The organism is Candidatus Avedoeria danica (assembly GCA_016703025.1).
Lineage (GTDB): Bacteria > Chloroflexota > Anaerolineae > Epilineales > Epilineaceae > Avedoeria > Avedoeria danica.
In genome coordinates, this window is the sequence record JADJCV010000004.1 from 2,007,765 (window position 1) to 2,026,303 (window position 18,539).

Below are 18,539 nucleotides of genomic sequence, written 5' to 3' on the forward strand. Positions count from 1 at the left end.
CCCTCAGCGACGGCTTCAGCCGTTGCTCCACTGGCCGTTGATCTTCTGGCCGCCGATCCACTGGCCGCCGATCCACCGGCCGCCGATCCAGTGGCCGGATGCGCCAACGCACGCCGATCCGCACCCCGGCGTATAATCGCACCCTGAAATTTCTGGACGGACGGAAAGGCCCTTCGACATGGGTTCGCGCATCGGAAACTTCGCCGCCCGGCTGGTCGAGACGGGCTGGTTGGCGGCCGTGATGGTCGTGCCGATCTTCTTCGACGTCTGGTCGAGCCGCGTGTTCGAACCGGACAAGCTGACGCTGCTGCGGTCGCTGGCGCTGCTCATCCTGGCGGCGGCGTTCGTCGTATGGGGGCAGTCCGGCATGCCCATGCCGACGTTGGCGCGCATCCGCGCCTGGCTGGCGACCCCCCTCGTCGCCCCGGTCGTGGCGATGACCGCCGCGATCGCGCTCTCGACGGCGCTCTCGCGGCTGCCGGCGCTCAGCGTGTGGGGCTCGTACAACCGACTGCAGGGGCTGTACACGTGGTCGGCGTACGTCGTGCTGTTCGGGGCGATCGTCCTCTTCCTGCGCGACCGGGCGCAGCTCGAGCGGCTCGTGCTGGCGATCATCCTGCCCAGCCTGCCGATCGCGCTCTACGCCGTCGTCCAGCGCTTCGGGCAGGATCCGATGCCGTGGCTCGGCAACGTCACGCGCCGCGTGGCGAGCACGATGGGCAACTCGATCTTCGTCGCGGCCTACCTGATCATGGTCGTCCCGCTCACCTGGGTCCGCCTGGTGCAGGCCTACCGCCGGCTCGAAGCGGACGAGAGCACGGCGGCGGTGCTGCGGCTGGCCGGCTACATCGTGATGGCCGTCGTCCAGATCCTGGCGATCGTCCTGTCGCAGAGCCGCGGGCCGTTCCTCGGGCTCTTGGCCGGCCTCGCGCTCACGCTGCTCCTCCTCCTCGGCACGCACCGCCGCGCGCTGCGCGCGCTCCTGGCGGTCGGCGCCGTGCTCGCTGCGTTCCTCATCGTCTTCAACCTGCCGGGCAGCCCGCTCGCCCCGCTGCGCGACGTGCCGTACATCGGCCGACTCGGGCAGATCCTCCAGACCGAGAGCGGCACCGGCAAGGTCCGCGTCCTGATCTGGGGCGGCGCCAAGGACCTCTTCCTGTCCGACCCGACGCGGATGATCATCGGCCACGGACCCGAGACGATGCACATCGTCTACAACCCGTTCTACCCGGCCGAGCTCGGCAGCCTCGAGTCGCGCAACGCCTCGCCCGACCGCTCGCACAACGAGACCTGGGACACCCTCGTCCAGACGGGCGCCCTGGGACTGCTGGCCTACCTCTTCCTGTACGCCAGCGTGTTTTATGTCGCGCTCCGTGCGCTCGGCCTCATCGCCGGCGCCGCGGACCGCAACCGCTTCCTCCTGGCGTGGTTCGGCGGCGGCGCGGCGCTGGCCGGCGCGTTCGTCGCGCTCGAGGGCGTGGCATGGTTCGGCGTGGCGCTGCCGCTCGGGATGGTCGTCGGCCTCGGGCTGTTCGTGGTCTACCGCGTCGTCTTCACCAGCTGGACCCCGCCGGACGATCCGACGCGCCGGCTCCTTCTGATCGGCATCCTCGGCGGCATCGTCGCGCACTTCGTCGAGATCCACTTCGGGATCGCGATCGCCGCGACGCGGACGTTGTTCTTCACGTTCCTCGGCCTGCTGGCGGTCGTCGGCACGATGGCGGATGCCCGTCCGGCGCTCCTGGCCGAGCCCGCGCCGGTCGGCGCCACGTCGGTGGCCGCGGCGCTGCGCGCGGGCCAGCGAGGGCGCGGGCGGATGGGTGGGGCGCGGCGGCCGGGCAGCGCGCCGACCGGCGGCGGCGGGGCATCCTCCCCGGCGCACGACTGGTTGGCGGCGGCGATGCTTCTCCTCGTCACGCTCTGCACGCTGGCCTTCGACTTCATCGTTCGCGCGCCGGCCGGCGACAAGATCTGGATCCTGCTCTGGCTCCTCTCGCTGTCGTGGCTCCTCGGCGGGCTCGTCGTCGGCAGCGAGGCGGCGACGCTCCGTGGCGCCGGAGGGCGCGGGATGTGGTCGTTCATCGGCGTGACGCTGGCGGTCTATCTCGGCTACATCTTCGTTCATCGGAGCGTCCTCGGGAGCGCCGCCACCGCCGCGCCGGGCATGAACACGAGCGTCGTGCTGCTCCTGCTCTACTACGGCATGCTGCTCGCCCTTCTCGTCGCCTGGGCGGCGATCCTCAGCCGCGAGCTGCCCGTCGAGGACGAGCGCCAGGCCGCCACGCACCGCCATCGCCCGGTCTACCTCTATCCGCTGGCCGCCATCGCGGCGCTCATCCTCGTCTTCCGCACGAACGTCGACGTCGTCCGGGCCGACATCTGGTACAAGAACGCTTTCCAGGGCGAGCACGAGCGCGCCACGGGCCAGGTGAACGGCGGCCAGTGGGACGAGGCCGACCAGAGCTTCCAGTCCGCCGTCGCGATCTACGACCGGGCGATCGACCTCGCGCCGCACGAGGACTACTACTTTCTCTTCAAGGGCAAGGCGCTCCTCGAGCGGGCGGACGCCAAGGCGAACCGCGTCGCGAACCAGATGGCGCTCGAGGGACGCGGCCCCGGCGACGACGAGTACGCCGATCCCGAGATCGGCCTGGACGCCCAGGGTCGCGACCAGGCGTTCGAGGAGGCGCTGGACGTCCTGCTGACGGCATACAGGATGTCGCCGTTGAACACGGACCACTCCGCCAACCTCGGCCGCGCCTATCAGATCTGGGGCGATCGCACGTTCAAGCCGGACCTGCGCTCGCAGCGGCTGGCGGAGAGCGTGAAGTGGTTCGAGGGCGACGGCGCCGACATCCCGGGGGCGATCAAGCTCACGCCGACGAACGCCGGCCTGCTGCGCGAGCTGGCGACGACGTACTACCTGGACGGTCAGGACGAGAAGGCGCTGGCCACGATCGACCGCGCGATCGCTGTCGATCCGAGCTACACGGCGCCGCTGCGCCTCCGCGCCACGATCGCGGTCGAGCGCGCCACCGCCAAGGTCCGCACGGACAAGGCGGCCGCCAGGCCCGACTTCGAGGCGGCGCAGAAGGACTACGAGGCCTACCTCGAAAGCCGCGACGGACGCGGCGACCCGACGGCGTGGTCCGGGCTCGCCCTCGTCCGCGCCCAACTGGGCGACGCGGACGGCGCGCGCGAAGCGAACCTCAAGGTGCTCGAGCTCGCCCCCGGCGACCTCGACACGCTGCGCAACCTGGCGATCCTCGAACGCGACGCCGGGAACATCCCGGCCGCGTGCGAGTTCGCGACACAGGGTCTGGCGTCCAACCCGTCCGACGGCGGCCTGCAACAGCTCGCCGCCACGCTCGGCTGCCCGATGGAGGGGGATGACGCCGGCGGCGCCGGTTCCGACGGTGCAGCCGGCGAAGGGGCAGGTCTCGGCGACAGCAGCGGCGTGACGGAGACCGCGCCGGCAGCTCCCTGACCGGCGCACACACCCCACGATGCTCACCCCGACGCTGCTCGTCTTCGCCCTGGCGCTCGGCGTCTCGTCCATCGCGACGCCGGCGCTCCGCCGCGCCGCGCCGCGGATGGGCTGGATCGATGTGCCGGCCGGCCGGAAGGCGCACGGCGAGCCGACGCCGCTGCTCGGCGGCCTGGCGATCATCGCCGCCGTCATCGGCGCGCTGGCGCTGACGGGCGATCCGGGCGCCGCGACGCAGCTCGCAGGCATCCTGGCCGGCGCGACGATCGTCGGCGTCGTCGGCGCGGCGGACGATCGGCGGCCGCTGCCGCCCGCGGTCAAGCTGGCGGGGCAGGCGATCGCCGTTGGCGTGCTCGTCACCAGCGGCGTCCGGACGCAGCTCGTCGGCGTGACGGCGGGCGATCTGGCGCTGACGGCGGTGTGGATGCTCGTCGTGACGAACGCGATGAACTTCCAAGACAACATGGACGGGCTCGCCGGCGGCCTGGCGTGCATCGCGGCGGCGTGGTTCGTGCTCCTGGCGGTGGCGAACGGCCAGTTCCTCGTGGCGCCGCTGGCTGCCGCGATCGTCGGCGCGTCCCTCGGGTTCCTGCTCTACAACTTCAACCCGGCGACGATCTTCATGGGCGACGCCGGCAGCCAGTTCCTGGGCTTCACGCTGGCCGCGCTCGGTCTCAAGCTCCGCTTCCCGGACCAGATCCCGTCCGTGACGTGGCTCGTCCCGCCGCTCGTGCTGGCGCCGATGCTGTTCGATCTGGCCCTCGTGACGGTCTCCCGGATCCGCCGGCGCGTGAACCCGTTCACGACCGCCGGCCGCGACCACCTGTCCCACCGCCTGCTGGCGCTCGGCGCGACGACGCGCGAGGTGGCGCTGGCGCTCTACCTTGTGGCGTGCGCCGCCGGCGGCCTGGCGCTGCTCACGAGCTACGCCTCACGCGCCGAAGCGATGGCCATGCTGCTGGCCGTCGTCGCCGTGGCATCGTACGCGCTGTGGTGGCTCGAGCTGCGCCGCGGTGCGCCGCGCGCCGCGGGAATGGCCGATGGGAGACCAGCCGAGTGAACGCCGCTTCCAACGAGAGGGCCGGCGACGCCGGCGACGCGATCGCCCGCTCGGCTTCCGGTGAAGAGGCGACCGCGGCGCACGCGGCGCTGCTGCTGGCCCGCATCGCCGACCGGACGGCGCGGATCGGGGTCGTCGGCCAGGGCTACGTCGGGCTGCCGCTGGCGGTGGCGCTGGCCGAGCAGGGCTTCCCGGTCCTCGGCATCGACGTCAGCGAGGCGCGTGTGGCGACGATCAACACCGGCCGGAGCCCGATCGGCGACGTGTCGGACGCGCGGCTCAGCGCCCTCGTCGCCGCCGGCCGCTTCCGCGCGACGACGGACGCCCAGGGTGCGGCGGACTGCGATGTCCGGTTCGTGTGCGTCCCGACGCCGTTCGACCGGAACAAGACGCCCGACCTGACCTACGTCCACGCTGCGGCCGACGGGATCGCCGCCACGCTCCGGCCCGGCCAGCTCGTCGTCCTGCAGAGCACGACGTACCCCGGCACGACGGACGAGGCGGTGCGGCCGCGGCTGGAGCAGGGCGGGCTGGCCGCCGGGCGCGACTTCTTCCTGGCCTTCGTCCCGGAACGGATCGATCCGGGCGATCCAGAGCACACGGTCGAGACGACGCCGAAGGTCGTCGGCGGGATGACGGCGCACTGCACGGCGGTGACCACGGCCGTCCTGGCGACGCTCGGGGCCACGGTGATGGCGGTGTCCTCGCCGCGCGTGGCCGAGCTGACGAAGCTGCTCGAGAACGTCTTCCGCGCCGTGAACATCGCCCTCGTGAACGAGCTGGCGGTGCTGTGCGAGCAGATGGGGATCGACGTCTGGGAGGTCATCGGCGCGGCCGCCACCAAGCCGTTCGGGTTCATGCCGTTCTGGCCGGGCCCGGGCGTCGGCGGGCACTGCATCCCGGTCGACCCGTGGTACCTCAGCTGGAAGGCGCGCGAGTACGACTTCCCGACGCGCTTCATCGAGCTGGCGGCCGAGGTGAACCAGCGGATGCCGGCGCACGTCGTCGATCTCGTCGTGGGGGCGCTCAGCGGCGACGGGAAGCCGCTCGCCGGCGCCGACGTCCTCGTCATCGGCGTCGCCTTCAAGCCGAACGTCGCCGACCCGCGCCTGGCGCCGGCCGAGCGCGTGATCGCCCTCCTCCTGGCCGGCGGCGCGCGTGTCCGCTACCACGATCCCCACATCGCCCGCTTCCACGTGGGCGGCGACGTCTTCCTGCCCGAGCCGACAACCCTCGATTCCGAGCCGCTCACGGACGACGGCCTCGCCGCCGCCGACACCGTCGTCCTCCTCGTCGCCCACCGCGCCGTCGACATCGGCCGGATCACGCGCCATGCACGGCTGGTGGTGGACGCGTGCAATGCCACGGCGGGGCACGTCGGGGGGGCGCGGGTGGTGCGGCTGGGGGCGCCGGCACCGGGTCCTTGACGGCGTTCGATTGAGGAAGGACGGCCACGGGGGGCCGCCCTTACACTTGCGCCGGGCGGGCCCGGTTCATATCATCGCCCCCTGTTGTCGTCCCGCCCATCGTGCGCCCGCCGCCGGGGCATCCCAGGAGCTTCGCCATGCCAAGGCCCACCCGCCGCACCCGCTTCACCGAACGCGCGCGGCCGTCCCGCGAGGCGGCGCGCCGCGACGAGGGCGAGGCGGCCGAGATCGGCGGCTGGACGAACCCGGCGGTGGTGCTGGCGCTGTTCGGTCTGGTGATGAGCGCCATCTTCACGATCCACATGATCAGCACGGCTGAACCGGCGACGCCGGCGACGGCCGCCGACGCGGCGGCGACGGCGGCGGCCGAGGCAGCGGCGATCACCGACACGCTGGGCATCACGGACACGCTCGGCCTCGACGACACCGCCGGCCTGACGAACACGCTGAGCCTCACGGACACGTTGGGGCTGACGGACACCGTCGGGATCACGAGCACGCTGCCCCTGACGGGCACCGGCGCCCTCACCGACACGGGCGCGCCATAGCCGGCCGGGCGGCGCCCAACCGAACGCAGCGGCGCGCCGTTCGGGCGCGGCCGTCGTCGCGGGGTGTGCCGGGCGCGGCGGCGATCGTGACCGCGGCCTTGCTGGCCGCCGCGACGGCGTGCTCCGGCGGGGGCGGCTTGGCGCCGCTCGAGCGCACGGACACCGCGCCGGCGGCGCCGGCCGAGCGCGACGGATACTACGCGGCGGGGCCAAAGGACCAGCAGCTCGATCCCGCCAACCACAGCTACTTCGCGACGGTGGCGACAGCCGACGGCGACATCGAGTTCGAGCTCTGGCCGGCCCTCGCGCCGCAGAACGTGAACGCGTTCGTCTTCCTGGCCCGCGCCGGCTTCTACGACGGCCTGCCCTTCCACCGCGTCATCGCCGACTTCGTCGTACAGGGCGGCGATCCACTGGGCACCGGCCTCGGCGGCCCCGGTTTCGGCCTGCCCGCCGAGCTGCACGCCGACGACCCCGTCCCGATGCGCGCCGGCGCCGTGGCGATGGCGCGCGTCAGCTCGCTGCCCAACTCGGCCGGCAGCCAGTTCTTCATCGTCACCGGCGACGGCCAGCCGGTGCAGAATCTGACCGGCTTGTACACCGTCATCGGCTGGGTGACGGACGGGCTGGAGGCGGCGCGCGCGGTGGCGCAGGGAGACGTGATGCGGTCGGTGACGGTGACCGCAAAGGGAGTGGGGGCGAGCGAGGTGTCGGCGGATGGGGTGCGGGGGGACGTCCGCTAGCGGCCGAAGTACCCTCCGGATGAGGAGCACGCCATGTCGGACTGGCTCACCCTTGGCCTAGGCGTCGTCGCGGCCGGCATCGGCGGCGAGCTGTTCGTGCGCGGGTCCGTCGGGATCGCGGCGTGGTGGCGCGTGCCGGCCGGGATCATTGGGCTGACGATCGCCGCGTTCGCCACCTCCAGCCCGGAGCTCGCCGTCTCCGTCATCGCCACCTTGAACGGCGATGCGTCCGTTGCGCTGGGCAACGCGCTCGGCAGCAACGTGGTGAACATCGGCCTCGTCCTCGGCATTGCCGCCTACCTCGCGCCGATCGGCGTGCCGGCCGATATCGTGCGGCGCGACTTCCCGCTGGCGGTGCTGGCACCGATCGTCACGGCGGCCCTGGCGCTCGACGGGCGGCTGTCGCGGTTGGACGGCGTCGTGCTGCTCGCGATGTTTGCCGCGTGGCTCTACTTCGCGGTCGTGACCGCGCTGCGCCACCGGGCCGACGCCACGTCGGCCGTGCTGGGCGAACGCCGGCACGGGCGCGCGCTGGCCGAGGCCGCCGCGGGCCTGGCGATCCTGTTCCTCGCCGGTCGCTGGATCGTGGCCGGCGCGGGCGGGATCGCCGCCGCCTTCGGCCTCCACCCGTTCGTCGTCGGGGCGACGATCGTGGCCGCCGGGACGTCCGTGCCGGAGCTGGCGACGGTCCTCGTCGCGCGCTGGCGGAAGCACGACGAGGTCGGGCTGGGCACGGTGCTCGGCAGCAACCTGTTCAACGGGCTGTTCATCATCGGGCTCACGATCCTGATCCGCCCGGTGGACGTGCGGCTGGCCGAGATCGGGTCGAGCGTGATCTTCGGCGCCCTGCTCGTCGGCCTCGTCCGGCCCGGCCGCGGCGGCGCGCTCGACCGGCGCCGCGGCGCGCTCCTGCTCGTGCTCTACGCGGCGTACGTCCTCGTCGTCGCGCAGGCCGCCGGCGCCCCGTAGCGCGAGCTGCCCCGGCGGGGTCGATGGCGAGCGGTGCCCGCTGACATCGCAGCGCAACTCACGACGTCATCGCGCGCCGGAAGCGTCCGAGCAGCCACGCGATCACGAGCGCCTGCCAAGCGACGCCCACGATCAGGACGACGGCGAACGGCGCCCAGCCGGACGACGAGCCGATCGGCACGCCGGTCGATGCGCCCGCCACGCCCGCCCGGAGCCACAGCGCCTTCACGGGCCAGAACGTCGGCATCACGCCGAACGCCCACTGCCACGGCGCGTGCACGAAGTACGCGAACACCGGCGGCAGGAACAGGATGCCCGCCGCCTTCGTCAGCGCGAACCCCTCGACCTTGTTGCGCGCGAACGCCGCCAGGAACAGCGCGAACAGGGGCGCGAGCGGCGCCGCACCGAGCGCGACGGCGACGAGGGTCACCGGATGCACGTCCGCCAGGCCGACGAGGGGCACGCTCACGAGCGTCATCGCCACGCTGAGCGCCATCGGCGCCGCCAGCCGGTAGGCCAGGAACCCGCCGAGCGTCAGCGGCGTGACCTGGAGCGCGGCCAGCGTGCCGTCGTCGCGCGCGTCCAGCAGCAGGAAGCCGACGACCATGCCGCACAGGACGGGCAGGAGCTCGAACACGAAGCTCACGATGAGGACGCCGTAATCGGACAAGGCGAAGCCGAAGCGCGCCTGCACCGGCACGTCGAGCGCCGCCACACCGAACCGCAGCAGCAGCGCCAGGACGATCGGGTAAGCGACGAGCCAGCGCAGGAGCGGGTCGCGCGCGACGCTGCGCGCGTCGATCGGCGCCAGTGCGCGCACGGTGCGTAGCGCCCGCTGGACGATCCGCGCGGGGGCGGATCCCGCGGTCGGCGTCACGCCGGATGTGCCCGCCACGTCAGGCGTCCCCACCGCGGGCAACGACGTGCCGTTCGTACGCGCGCAGGGCGAACCAGCCGAGGGCGACGGACGACAGGGCGCCGTAGCCGATGGCGTAGCCGATCCGCCACGCCGGTTCCGGACGGAAGGCCGCTTCCAGCAGGACGAGCGGCGCGCGGACGGGGTGCAGCAACCAGGCGGGGTGGGGCCAGATGCCGAGCACGTCGAACACGGGCAGGCCGAGCACGGCGGTGTAGACGAGGGACGGGAACAGGAAGGCGTTGATCGAGCTGTAGCGGGCGACGGCAACGAAGCCGTAGAGCGCGAACAGCACCGCCGTCAAGCCGACGCCGGCGGCAAAGAACAAGGCGTCGAACCGCGGTCCGTGGGTGGCGAGAACGATCGCCCCGGCCTCGAGCGTGCTGAGGAGCGCGAGCGAGGCGACCTTGGCGGCGATGTACTCCCACGGACGGAGCGGCGAGACGGCCAGCGCCTGCAGCGAGCCCTCCGCCTTCTCGAGGAGGACGAGCCCGCCGATGAAGTAGAACGTGTTCACCTGCATGTTGAGGAGTACGAGCGATGGGAGCACGGTGGTGAGCGTCGCGGCGGGCAGGAGGCGCAGGAGCGGGATCATGCACAGCGCCACGAACGCCGCCGCCGCGTAGAACCCACCCCGCACCTGCAGCCGGACGTCGTGGCGCGTTGCGGCGAGGAGGCGCCTCATGCCAGTGAGCGACCGGTCGTCGCGAGGAAGACGTCCTCGAGCGTCGCCTCCTGGCTGTGGATCGCGCGCACGTGCCCGCGGCGCAGCGCGGCGTGGAAGGCGGCGTCGTCGGCCAGGCCGTCGAGCGGGAAGTCGGCGGCCGTCGCATCGCCGGCCTCGTCCTCGCCCTCGACGCGCACGACGCGCCGCCCGTGGCGCAGCTTGAGGGCGCGCGGCGTGTCGAGGGCGGCGATCCGGCCGTCGACGAGGAGGGCGACGCGGTCGCACAGCGCGTCGGCCAGCATCATGTCGTGCGTCGTGAGGAAGATCGTCTGGCCGGCGGCCTGCTCGGCGCGGGCCAGGTCCTTCATCCGGCGCGCGTTCACCGGGTCGAGGCCGGCCGTCGGCTCGTCCCAGAACAGGAGCTCCGGATTGTGCAGCAGGCTGCGCGCGACGCTCAGCCGGGCCTTCATGCCCTTGGAGTACTGCGCCACGCGGACGTCGGCGTCGTCCGCGAGCGCCACGGCGGCCAGGAGGGCGTCGGGGTCGCGCGTCGGGCCGCCGTAGAGCGCGGCGAACGCGTGGAGGTTCTCGCGCGCGGTGAGCTTCAGGAAGTGGTTCGGGAACTCGAACGAGACGCCGATCCGCTCGTAATAGTCCGCGCCCCACGCCTTCGGCGGCCGGCCGAACACCCGGACATCGCCCGTGTAGCCCTGCAGGAGCCCGATGAGGATCCGCTGCGTCGTCGACTTCCCGGCGCCGCTCGGGCCGAGGAAGCCGAAGATCTCGCCCGGCGCGATCGAGACGTCGATCCCGTCCAGGGCGGGCCGATCGCTGCGCGGGTAGGTGAACGAAACGCCCTCGACGTTGACAACCATCGGTCTGCAACCACCTCGTCGCTCGGCCGGCCGTCGGGCCGGCATCGTACCCGAGCCGCAGCACCTGCACCGTACGTCGGATGATACAGCGGGTCGCCCGCGACGTGCCGAACGCACGATGTCGCATGGTCGCCGTATCGAATTCGGCGGTCGGGCCATCGAGCCCGATCGGGCCTTCGCACGCGCGCCCGCAACGGCGCTACACGTCGAGTTGCAGCAGGTCCAGTCCGTCGAAGCGGGTGAAATCTCGGTCGAAGGACACCAGCCTGTGTCCGCCAGCCCTGGCGAACGCGGCGAGGTAGGCATCGGTCCAGAGCCGAGGCGTGACGATCCCGCGGCCGGCCCAGTCCGCGAGGAGCACGTCGCAGCCATCGGGCTCGCTGGCGACCCACACATCGTCGAGTTTGCGCCACGCACTGTAGGCTGCCCACGCCTCTGCGGCGGTGAGCGGCAGCCCGCCCATGACGGTAGCGTTGGTGGTCAGGCGGAGGAAGCCGAGCACGGTGACCCGGCAGAACGCGAGCCGTTCACCCGACTCGACTTGCCAGAAGTGCTGGGCGCGCGCGTGATGCGGATGCTCGCTCGTGCTCAGCGCCACCCACACGTTGACGTCGAGCAGGTCAACCTGTGCGGCCAAGCCCGGCCTCGGCATCCTCGGCGTCGAGAAGGGCCTGAATCGCGGCGTTGGACAGCACCGGTATCCTTCGACCACGCGGTGGGATGATCTCGGGGAGATCCCCGCGGCGGGGTCGCTCGGCCGGCGTCGGCTGGTCACTCAGTTGCAGACCGCGCTCCACGAAGCGCGCAATCAAATCCTTGAGGCTCACGCCAGACGCCGCGGCTCGCACTTTCACCTTGCGGAACAGCTCGTCGGGGAGATCGATCGTCGTTCTCATAAAAGCATTTTGATGTCTTTGTGCGAAAGCGTCAAGGCTGAATCGATTGGGAGAGCGAGGAGAGGTTCGTCGGTCGTCACGGCCGACCGCGCCATGCGCTCGCCCTCTATAATCCTCTGCCCACCGCCCCGCGTGCGGCGTGGTGGACGATTCGGCGCGGCTCGATGGTCGCGCGACGAGCCGAGGGAACACGATGCCCCCCAAGAGCCCCATCCACCGCGGCCCCATGGCCAAAGCCTACGACCCCCACGCCTTCGAGGCCGCCGTCTACGACTGGTGGGAGCAAAGCGGCTACTTCCGCCCGGAGGCGCAGGCAGCGCTCGGGCAGACCGAGCCGGACGCCAAGCCGTTCGTCATCTCCATGCCGCCCCCCAACGTCACCGGCCAGCTCCACACCGGCCACGCGCTGACGGCGTCGATGGAGGACCTGATGGTCCGCCACCACCGGCTGCGCGGCCGGCCGACGCTCTGGGTCCCGGGCACGGACCACGCCGGCATCGCCACGCAGAGCGTGGTGGAGCGCGTGCTGCGGCAGAACGGCGAGACGCGCCAATCCCTCGGCCGTGAGGCGTTCGTCGAGCTGGTGTGGGACTACAAGGCCGAATTCGGCGACATCATCAACCGCCAGCACCGCCGCCTTGGCGTGAGCTGCGACTGGACGCGCGAGCGATTCACGCTCGATGACGGGCTCAGCCGCGCCGTGGCGGAGTGCTTCGTGCGGCTGTACGACGACGGGCTGATCTATCGCGGCCTCTACCTCGTGAACTGGGACTGCCAGTTGCAGAGCGTCGTCAGCGACATCGAGGTCGAGTACCACGAGACGACGGGCACGCTCTACACGTTCACGTATCCGCTCGAGGGCGGCGGGTCGATTCCGGTGGCGACGTCGCGCCCCGAGACGATCCTCGGCGACACCGCCGTGGCGGTCCACCCGGACGACCCGCGCTACGCCGCCGTCATCGGCCGCACCGCGCTCGTGCCGATGCTCGATCGCCCGATTCCGGTGATCGCCGACCCGTACGTCGACATCGCGTTCGGCACGGGTGCGCTGAAGGTGACGCCGGGCCACGACCCGAACGACTACGTACTCGGGCAGAAGCACGCCCTGGCGCAGATCAACATCCTGAACCCCGACGGCACGCTGAACGCGAACGCCGGGCCGTACGCGGGGCTCGATCGCCTCGAGGCGCGCAAGCGGATCTGGGCCGATATGGATGCCGCGGGGCTCGTCGTCGGGACGAAGCCGCTGCAGCACGCCGTCGGCCACAGCCAGCGCTCCGGGACGATCGTCGAGCCGATGCTCTCGACGCAGTGGTTCGTGAAGATGGGCCCGCTGGCCGAGGCGGCGATCGCATCCGTGAACCGCGGCGAGGTGCAGTTCGTGCCGGAGCGGTTCACGAAGGAATTCCACCACTGGATGGAGAACATCCGCGACTGGGTGATCAGCCGCCAGCTCTGGTGGGGCCACCGGATCCCGGTGTGGTACGGCCTCGACGGCGTCGCCTTCGCGGGCCGGGACGAGGCCGAGGCGCGCGCGCGGGCGGCGGCGCACTACGGCGTGGCGGGCAGCGACATCGTCCTGACCCAGGATTCCGACGTGCTGGACACGTGGTTCAGCTCCGGACTGTGGCCGTTCAGCACGCTCGGCTGGCCGGACGAGACGGACGATCTGAAGAAGTGGTATCCGACGACGGTCCTCGAGACCGGGTACGACATCCTGTTCTTCTGGGTGGCGCGGATGGTGATGATGGGCCTGGCGATGACGGGCAAGGCACCGTTCGAGGTCGTCTACCTGCACGGCCTCGTGCGGGACGCGTCGGGCCGCAAGATGTCCAAGAGCCTCGGCAACGCGCGCGACCCGCTCGAGCTGATCGACCAGTTCGGCTGCGACGCGCTGCGCTTCACGCTGGCCACGGGCTCGACGCCGGGCGTCGACATGAAGCTGACGGACGAGCGCCTGACGGACAGCCGGAACTTCGCGAACAAGCTCTGGAACGTCGGCCGGTTCATCCAGGGCATCCTGGGCCAGGACGCTTCGGGCACCGACTTCGCCCCGCTGTCGCTCGGCGACCTCGAGACGCGCTGGAGCGAACTGTCCCTGGCCGACCGCTGGATCCTCTCACGCGCCAGCGACGTGACGGTCAGCGTGACGCGCCTGTTCGACGCCTACCAGTTCGGCGAGGCCGGCCGCCAGCTGTACGAGTTCGCGTGGCACGAGCTGGCGGACTGGTATCTCGAAGCGGCGAAGGTGCGGCTGTACGGCGGGGACGACGCGGCGGCCGCGGCGACGCGCCAGGTGATCTGGCACGTCTTCGACCGCGCGCTCACGCTCCTCCACCCGTTCATGCCGTACGTGACCGAGGTGATCTGGGGCCACCTGCCCCGCCTGGACGGCAGCGCGCCGGCCCTCATGATCAGCCGCTGGCCGACGCACGGCGCGCGCGACGACGACGCCGAGGCGGACTTCGGCCTCGTGCAGGCGATCGTCAAGGGCATCCGCAACGTGCGCGCCGAGCACGACGTCGAACCGGGGCACAAGGTGGCGGCGACGATCCAGGCCGGGAAGCATGCCGCGATGCTGGCGACGCAGTCGGCCGAGATCGTCAGCCTGGCGCGCATCGACGCGGCGCAGCTCGTGATCGGCGCGGGCTTGGAGGTCGACGGGACGGCCGCCGAGCCCGCCGAAGCGCACGCCACCGTCGTCGCCGCCGAGGGCGTGACGGTCTGGCTGCCGATGGCGGGCCTCGTGGACGCCGACAAGGAGCGCGAGCGCCTGACGGCCGAGCTGGCGCAAGCCGAGGCGGACGTGGCGCGCCTGACGGCGATGCTGGCGAACGCGTCGTTCGTCGAGCGCGCGCCGGTGGAAGTGGTGCGGCGGGAGCGGGAGCGACTGGCGGAGGCGGAGGGGCGGGTGGGGGCGCTCAGGGGGCGGGCGTAGCGGATGTGGGGTAACGGCGGCGCCCCTCGCCGCCGTTACCCCTCGCCCCCCCCATACAGCGCCTCATGCACCTCGTCCGCCTGCTCGTCCACGACGGCGTCCGGCACATCGAGGATCTCCAGCGCCGCGCGCACCATCGCCACGCTGCCCTCGTACTCGGGCTGGACGACGTGGTCGACGCCCAGCAGGCGCAGGTCGTCGAGTTCCTGCACACCCATCGCGCGGGCGACGACCGGCAGGCCGGGGTGCTTGGCCAGGACGGTGCTGGCGATCGAGCGCACCGCGGCGGCGGACGCGAGGGCGGCGACGACGACGCGCGCGTCTGCGATCCCGGCTGCCGCAAGCACGGTCGGTGAGGCGGCGTCGCCGAAGATCGCGCGGCGGCCGGCGGCGTGGGCGGCGGCGACGCGGTCGGGGTCGATGTCGACCGCCACGTACGGCACTTGAAGCGAGTCGAGGACATCGGCGATGTGGCCGCCGACGCGCCCGAGGCCGAGCACGACGACGTGGGGCGGTGCGCCGGCCGGCGGCGGTGCGGCCAGCTTGTCGCGCTTCGATTGGGCACCGGCGTGCAGGCGCCGCACGAGCCGCGGCGCGATCCCCATCAGCTGCGGTGTGGCGACCATGCTCAGCACCGTCACGCTCAACGCCAGCGCGGCGTGCTCGGCCGTCAGCATGCCGTGGTGCACGCCCTCGCGCACGAAGACGAACGAGAACTCGCCCAAGCCGCACAGGCCGAGCGCGCACGGGATGGCGACGGCCGTGCGGTGGCCGGCACCGCGCACCGCCAGCCAGACCGCGAGCCCCTTGCCCACCATGATCGCCGCCGCCACCGCGACGATCGCACCGAGGTTGGACAGGACGAACGCGGGGTCGATGAGCATGCCGACCGAGACGAAGAACAGCATCCCGAAGATGTCGCGCAGCGGGAGGATGTCGCCGAGCGCCTGGTGGCTGTAGACGCTCTCGCCGATGACGAGGCCCGCCAGGAACGCCCCGAACGCAAACGACAGCCCGGCCCGCCACGTCCCGTACGCCACCCCGAGCCCGATGGCCGTCACGGCCACCAGGAACAGCTCGCGCGACTGCCAGCGCCCGATCTGCGCCATCAGCCGCGGGATGAACCGCCCGCCGACGAACACGAGGACCGCCACGAGAACGACGCCGCGCAGCGCGACGACGCCGAGGGCCGCGGCGCCGCCGGCCAAGTCGCCGAGGCGCGGCAGGAGGATGAGCATCGGCACGGCCAGCAGATCCTGCATGATCAGCATGCCGATCATGACGCGCCCCGGCCGCGTGTCCGTGTCGCCGCTTGCCGCCAGCACCTTGAGGACGACGAGCGTGCTCGAGAGCGCCGCCGCGCCGCCCAGCCACGCCGCTGCCGGCCCCGGCCAGCCGAGGAGGCGACCGATGGCGAAGCCGAGGAGGGCCGCCAGCGCGACCTGCAACGGCGTCCCGAGGAGGGCGACCCGACCGACGGCCACGAGCTCGCGCAGCGAAAACTCGAGGCCGAGCGCGAACAGGAGGAGCGCAACACCGATCTCCGCCAGGTGCTCGATCTGTTGCGGATCGGACAGCGTGACCCCGCCGGTGTACGGACCGATGGCGATGCCTGCCAGGATGTAGCCGAGGATGAGCGGCTGCCCGAGGCGCTGCGCCAGCCATCCGCCGGCGAACGCGGCGACGACGACGACGGCGATATCACCGGCAATGCCCATGGTCGGACTCCTCTCCGGGCTGGGCTGCGACGCGCCAAGGCGTCGCGTGCATTGTATGGTGTACATCTGCCGCCGGCCTCTTCGCCTGTCGTCCGCGCTCGCCCAGAGCGCTCCAACGCTGGCCCCGGTCGCCGTCCTCAACGTCACGCTGGGCCAGGTGGTCCGCTTCGACGGACGTGGCGGCGGGGTGGGCGGAGCGGTGGGGGGTGGCGGATCGGCGGTAGCGTGGGTGCGATGGGCGTCGCCCTGCGGTGTAACGCGCCCGTTATGGTCACGCAACGCCCGCGCCATAGGCTGCGGGCCCCGGCAAGCGGTCGGGGACACCGTTTCTGCTTGAAACGGCCTGATCGATGTTCACACCAAGCTCCAGCGTCCGCATCGGCCACCATTCGTCCCGCGTCAGGGCACGCCTGTGCTCAGGCATCGCGGTCCTCGCGGCCGCGTTCCTCCTCGGCCTTGCCAGCCAGCGCCCGACGCCGGTTGCGGCACAGCTCGCCAACGGCGGCGACTGCTGCAACCGGCTCGAACTCACGGTTCACACGAACGCTCTCAGGCCGGGGGCCAGCATCGTTCCGCCGGCACAGATCGCGTGGAAGTTCGACGGCGGCGAGTCCGTGCCGATCTTCTTCGAGGCGCTGTACCGCCGCGACGATGGCGGGGCCGGCGCGGACGTCAGGGTCATCGGCTTCGTCGACGTGTTCGGCGACGTGCACCAGCTGGGCTGGAAGATCGGCCAGGGCGTGCAGCACGCGGAGGACTGGCCGGAGCCGGACCCGAGCTGCTTGGACTGCGAGGGCCTGCCCGTCGTGACCCACAACGGCTTCCTGTCCAGGCTCGAGAACGAGTCGGCGCTGCAGTGCCAGACCGGACCGCTCGCGACGGCGCCGTGCTTCGCGGACGTCGACCACTACTTCAGCATCTGCCAGAAGCTGAGGGTGGACTACTCCGGCGGCGCGAACGCGTACCGCTTCAAGTCCTTCGTCTACTGGTTCGAGGGCGCGAACTCGAGCCAGGGTATCGTGGGCAGCGTCGACGGGTTGCTCGACCAGGTGAACCTGCCGTGCGCACCCGGCCCCGATGCGTACCGCCTCTTCAGCGATCCGACGGCGAAGAAGGTGATCCCGCTCTCGCGCTGGAGCCAGGAGCCGTGCGCATCGTTCCCGCCGATGGTGGAGGACTGCGCGAACATCATGTTCGTCCCGCTCTTCTGATGTCGGATCGAAGGGCGCGCCCGCACGCCGTGAGCCGTGCGGGCGCGCCCTTCGGGCTCCGTTCTCGACTCCCGCGGCGCCCCAGACGCCACCGCGACAGGCGAAGGCTCGACTTGTAACGTTTGCGCAACGGCCCGCTGGTAAACTGTGTCACACATCAGCTGTCGGGGCCGTCATCGCGGTCCCAACACTCCCAGGCCCCGGCAGCTGGCGTGGCCAATCTCGACCGCAATCCATGGACGAAACCGTAGGAGTTCCCCCGTGAAGAAGCACTTGCCCCTTGCTATCGCCCTCGGGGCCGGGTTGATGGCATTCGCAACCGTGGCCACCGTTCGGGCGGAGCCCGGCGCCCCGGATCTGCCGCGCTGCCAGTACTGCCCGATCTTCGTGTTCAAGGACACGGTCGTCGAAGGCGCCAACGACGGCATCTACGACACCCGCGTCGTCACCCCTCCGAATCCGGGCGCGCCGGATACGCAGACGGACTCGTACGGCCTGTGGCAGATCGGGTCCAACCTCCTGCCCGCCGAGGACCTCTACATCGTCATCCGACCGACGTTCGAAGTAGGCGACCTCCTGATCGGCGGCGACCTCAAGAAGAACGGCACGTATCCCGCCGGGACCGCGCTGAACGGCATTCCGACGAAGCTGTGGGAGGACACGAGCCTGCAGAAGGGGATCTTCGGCGACGCGGGCGACAACCAGTACGACAACGACATCAGCACGTGCTTCTGGCGCCCGGCCTTCTGCGGCGACTACCGCCTCTGGACCCGCACCACGGTGAACCCGAAGGCCATCGTGCTGCACGTCGACAACCGCAGCGCCGGGTTGAACAGCCTCTGGGGCTTCATCTGGCAGCAGAAGCCGATCGACAAGCAGCAGCCGAACCAGCCTGTCCCGTAGCGGACTGCACCGCGGCGGCGCGACGCTCGGGCAGATTGGATTCAGCCCGAAGCGGCGACGACATGCGGAGGAACCGATTTGCGGAGCGGGTCGCCCTTGCCGGGCGACCCGCTCTCTTGTTTGTGAGCAGCAAGAGGAGCGTGCCCGATCGCCTTCCGTCCCGGGCTGGGACGACTCGCTG

General features: G+C 71.5%; 16 protein-coding genes. 9 read left to right on the top strand and 7 right to left on the bottom strand.

The genetic code is table 11. The features are described from left to right. Positions 1-15: 15 nt before the first annotated feature. A complete protein-coding gene (locus IPG72_11230; protein MBK6769556.1) occupies positions 16-192 on the bottom strand; it encodes a hypothetical protein in 177 nt (58 codons plus the stop codon). On the opposite strand from IPG72_11230, the gene IPG72_11235 reads away from it, so the two are divergent. The 6 genes from IPG72_11235 (at position 179) to IPG72_11260 (ending at position 8,234) form a co-directional block, all read left to right on the top strand. Further along, positions 179-3,487: an O-antigen ligase family protein gene (locus IPG72_11235; GenBank protein ID MBK6769557.1), complete on the top strand. Its 3,309-nt coding sequence runs from the start codon at positions 179-181 to the stop codon at positions 3,485-3,487. The two genes, IPG72_11230 and IPG72_11235, sit on opposite strands and share 14 nt — an antisense overlap. Positions 3,488-3,506: 19 nt before the next feature. Continuing rightward, complete coding sequence (locus tag IPG72_11240; GenBank protein MBK6769558.1) at positions 3,507-4,547, top strand: undecaprenyl/decaprenyl-phosphate alpha-N-acetylglucosaminyl 1-phosphate transferase; 1,041 nt, start codon at positions 3,507-3,509, stop codon at positions 4,545-4,547. A gap of 41 nt (positions 4,548-4,588) precedes the next feature. After that, a complete protein-coding gene (locus IPG72_11245; protein MBK6769559.1) occupies positions 4,589-5,974 on the top strand; it encodes a nucleotide sugar dehydrogenase in 1,386 nt (461 codons plus the stop codon). A 137-nt stretch (positions 5,975-6,111) separates the two neighbouring features. After that, positions 6,112-6,522: a hypothetical protein gene (locus IPG72_11250; GenBank protein MBK6769560.1), complete on the top strand. Its 411-nt coding sequence runs from the start codon at positions 6,112-6,114 to the stop codon at positions 6,520-6,522. Positions 6,523-6,659: 137 nt separating this feature from the next. Next, a complete protein-coding gene (locus IPG72_11255) occupies positions 6,660-7,265 on the top strand; it encodes a peptidylprolyl isomerase (protein ID MBK6769561.1) in 606 nt (201 codons plus the stop codon). Positions 7,266-7,298: 33 nt separating this feature from the next. Then, positions 7,299-8,234 (top strand): calcium/sodium antiporter, encoded by a 936-nt coding sequence (locus tag IPG72_11260; protein ID MBK6769562.1) that lies wholly within the window; start codon positions 7,299-7,301, stop codon positions 8,232-8,234. A gap of 58 nt (positions 8,235-8,292) precedes the next feature. Here IPG72_11260 and IPG72_11265 read toward each other — a convergent pair whose 3' ends face one another. From IPG72_11265 to IPG72_11285, 5 genes are all read right to left on the bottom strand, one after another. Continuing rightward, positions 8,293-9,129: a hypothetical protein gene (locus IPG72_11265; GenBank protein ID MBK6769563.1), complete on the bottom strand. Its 837-nt coding sequence runs from the start codon at positions 9,127-9,129 to the stop codon at positions 8,293-8,295. 1 nt (position 9,130) lies between these two features. Further along, a complete protein-coding gene (locus IPG72_11270) occupies positions 9,131-9,835 on the bottom strand; it encodes an ABC transporter permease (GenBank protein MBK6769564.1) in 705 nt (234 codons plus the stop codon). Then, a complete protein-coding gene (locus IPG72_11275) occupies positions 9,832-10,692 on the bottom strand; it encodes an ABC transporter ATP-binding protein (protein MBK6769565.1) in 861 nt (286 codons plus the stop codon). Before IPG72_11275 ends, IPG72_11270 begins: the two co-directional genes overlap by 4 nt. A 199-nt stretch (positions 10,693-10,891) precedes the next feature. After that, positions 10,892-11,344, bottom strand: a complete 453-nt coding sequence (locus tag IPG72_11280) for a PIN domain-containing protein (protein ID MBK6769566.1) — start codon at positions 11,342-11,344, stop codon at positions 10,892-10,894. Continuing rightward, positions 11,313-11,588 carry a hypothetical protein gene (locus IPG72_11285; GenBank protein MBK6769567.1) on the bottom strand — a complete coding sequence of 92 codons (276 nt, stop codon included), beginning with the start codon at positions 11,586-11,588 and terminating at the stop codon, positions 11,313-11,315. Before IPG72_11285 ends, IPG72_11280 begins: the two co-directional genes overlap by 32 nt. 226 nt (positions 11,589-11,814) lie before the next feature. Between IPG72_11285 and IPG72_11290 the strand changes: the two genes are divergently transcribed. After that, positions 11,815-14,526: a valine--tRNA ligase gene (locus tag IPG72_11290; GenBank protein ID MBK6769568.1), complete on the top strand. Its 2,712-nt coding sequence runs from the start codon at positions 11,815-11,817 to the stop codon at positions 14,524-14,526. 35 nt (positions 14,527-14,561) lie between these two features. Here IPG72_11290 and IPG72_11295 read toward each other — a convergent pair whose 3' ends face one another. Beyond that, positions 14,562-16,244 carry a cation:proton antiporter gene (locus IPG72_11295; GenBank protein MBK6769569.1) on the bottom strand — a complete coding sequence of 561 codons (1,683 nt, stop codon included), beginning with the start codon at positions 16,242-16,244 and terminating at the stop codon, positions 14,562-14,564. Positions 16,245-16,594: 350 nt separating this feature from the next. Between IPG72_11295 and IPG72_11300 the strand changes: the two genes are divergently transcribed. Together IPG72_11300 and IPG72_11305 are read left to right on the top strand one after the other, a co-directional pair. After that, positions 16,595-17,455: a hypothetical protein gene (locus IPG72_11300; protein MBK6769570.1), complete on the top strand. Its 861-nt coding sequence runs from the start codon at positions 16,595-16,597 to the stop codon at positions 17,453-17,455. Between the two features lie 261 nt (positions 17,456-17,716). Next, a complete protein-coding gene (locus IPG72_11305) occupies positions 17,717-18,358 on the top strand; it encodes a hypothetical protein (protein MBK6769571.1) in 642 nt (213 codons plus the stop codon). The last annotated feature ends 181 nt before the right edge of the window (positions 18,359-18,539 follow it).

Coding starts and splice junctions, on each gene's coding strand:
- IPG72_11235 (MBK6769557.1), top strand. CDS start 179: ATGGGTTCGCGCATCGGAAACTTCGCCGCCCGGCTGGTCGAGACGGGC.
- IPG72_11230 (MBK6769556.1), bottom strand. CDS start 192: ATGCGCGAACCCATGTCGAAGGGCCTTTCCGTCCGTCCAGAAATTTCA.
- IPG72_11240 (MBK6769558.1), top strand. CDS start 3,507: ATGCTCACCCCGACGCTGCTCGTCTTCGCCCTGGCGCTCGGCGTCTCG.
- IPG72_11250 (MBK6769560.1), top strand. CDS start 6,112: ATGCCAAGGCCCACCCGCCGCACCCGCTTCACCGAACGCGCGCGGCCG.
- IPG72_11260 (MBK6769562.1), top strand. CDS start 7,299: ATGTCGGACTGGCTCACCCTTGGCCTAGGCGTCGTCGCGGCCGGCATC.
- IPG72_11270 (MBK6769564.1), bottom strand. CDS start 9,835: ATGAGGCGCCTCCTCGCCGCAACGCGCCACGACGTCCGGCTGCAGGTG.
- IPG72_11275 (MBK6769565.1), bottom strand. CDS start 10,692: ATGGTTGTCAACGTCGAGGGCGTTTCGTTCACCTACCCGCGCAGCGAT.
- IPG72_11280 (MBK6769566.1), bottom strand. CDS start 11,344: ATGCCGAGGCCGGGCTTGGCCGCACAGGTTGACCTGCTCGACGTCAAC.
- IPG72_11285 (MBK6769567.1), bottom strand. CDS start 11,588: ATGAGAACGACGATCGATCTCCCCGACGAGCTGTTCCGCAAGGTGAAA.
- IPG72_11290 (MBK6769568.1), top strand. CDS start 11,815: ATGGCCAAAGCCTACGACCCCCACGCCTTCGAGGCCGCCGTCTACGAC.
- IPG72_11295 (MBK6769569.1), bottom strand. CDS start 16,244: ATGGGCATTGCCGGTGATATCGCCGTCGTCGTCGTCGCCGCGTTCGCC.
- IPG72_11300 (MBK6769570.1), top strand. CDS start 16,595: ATGTTCACACCAAGCTCCAGCGTCCGCATCGGCCACCATTCGTCCCGC.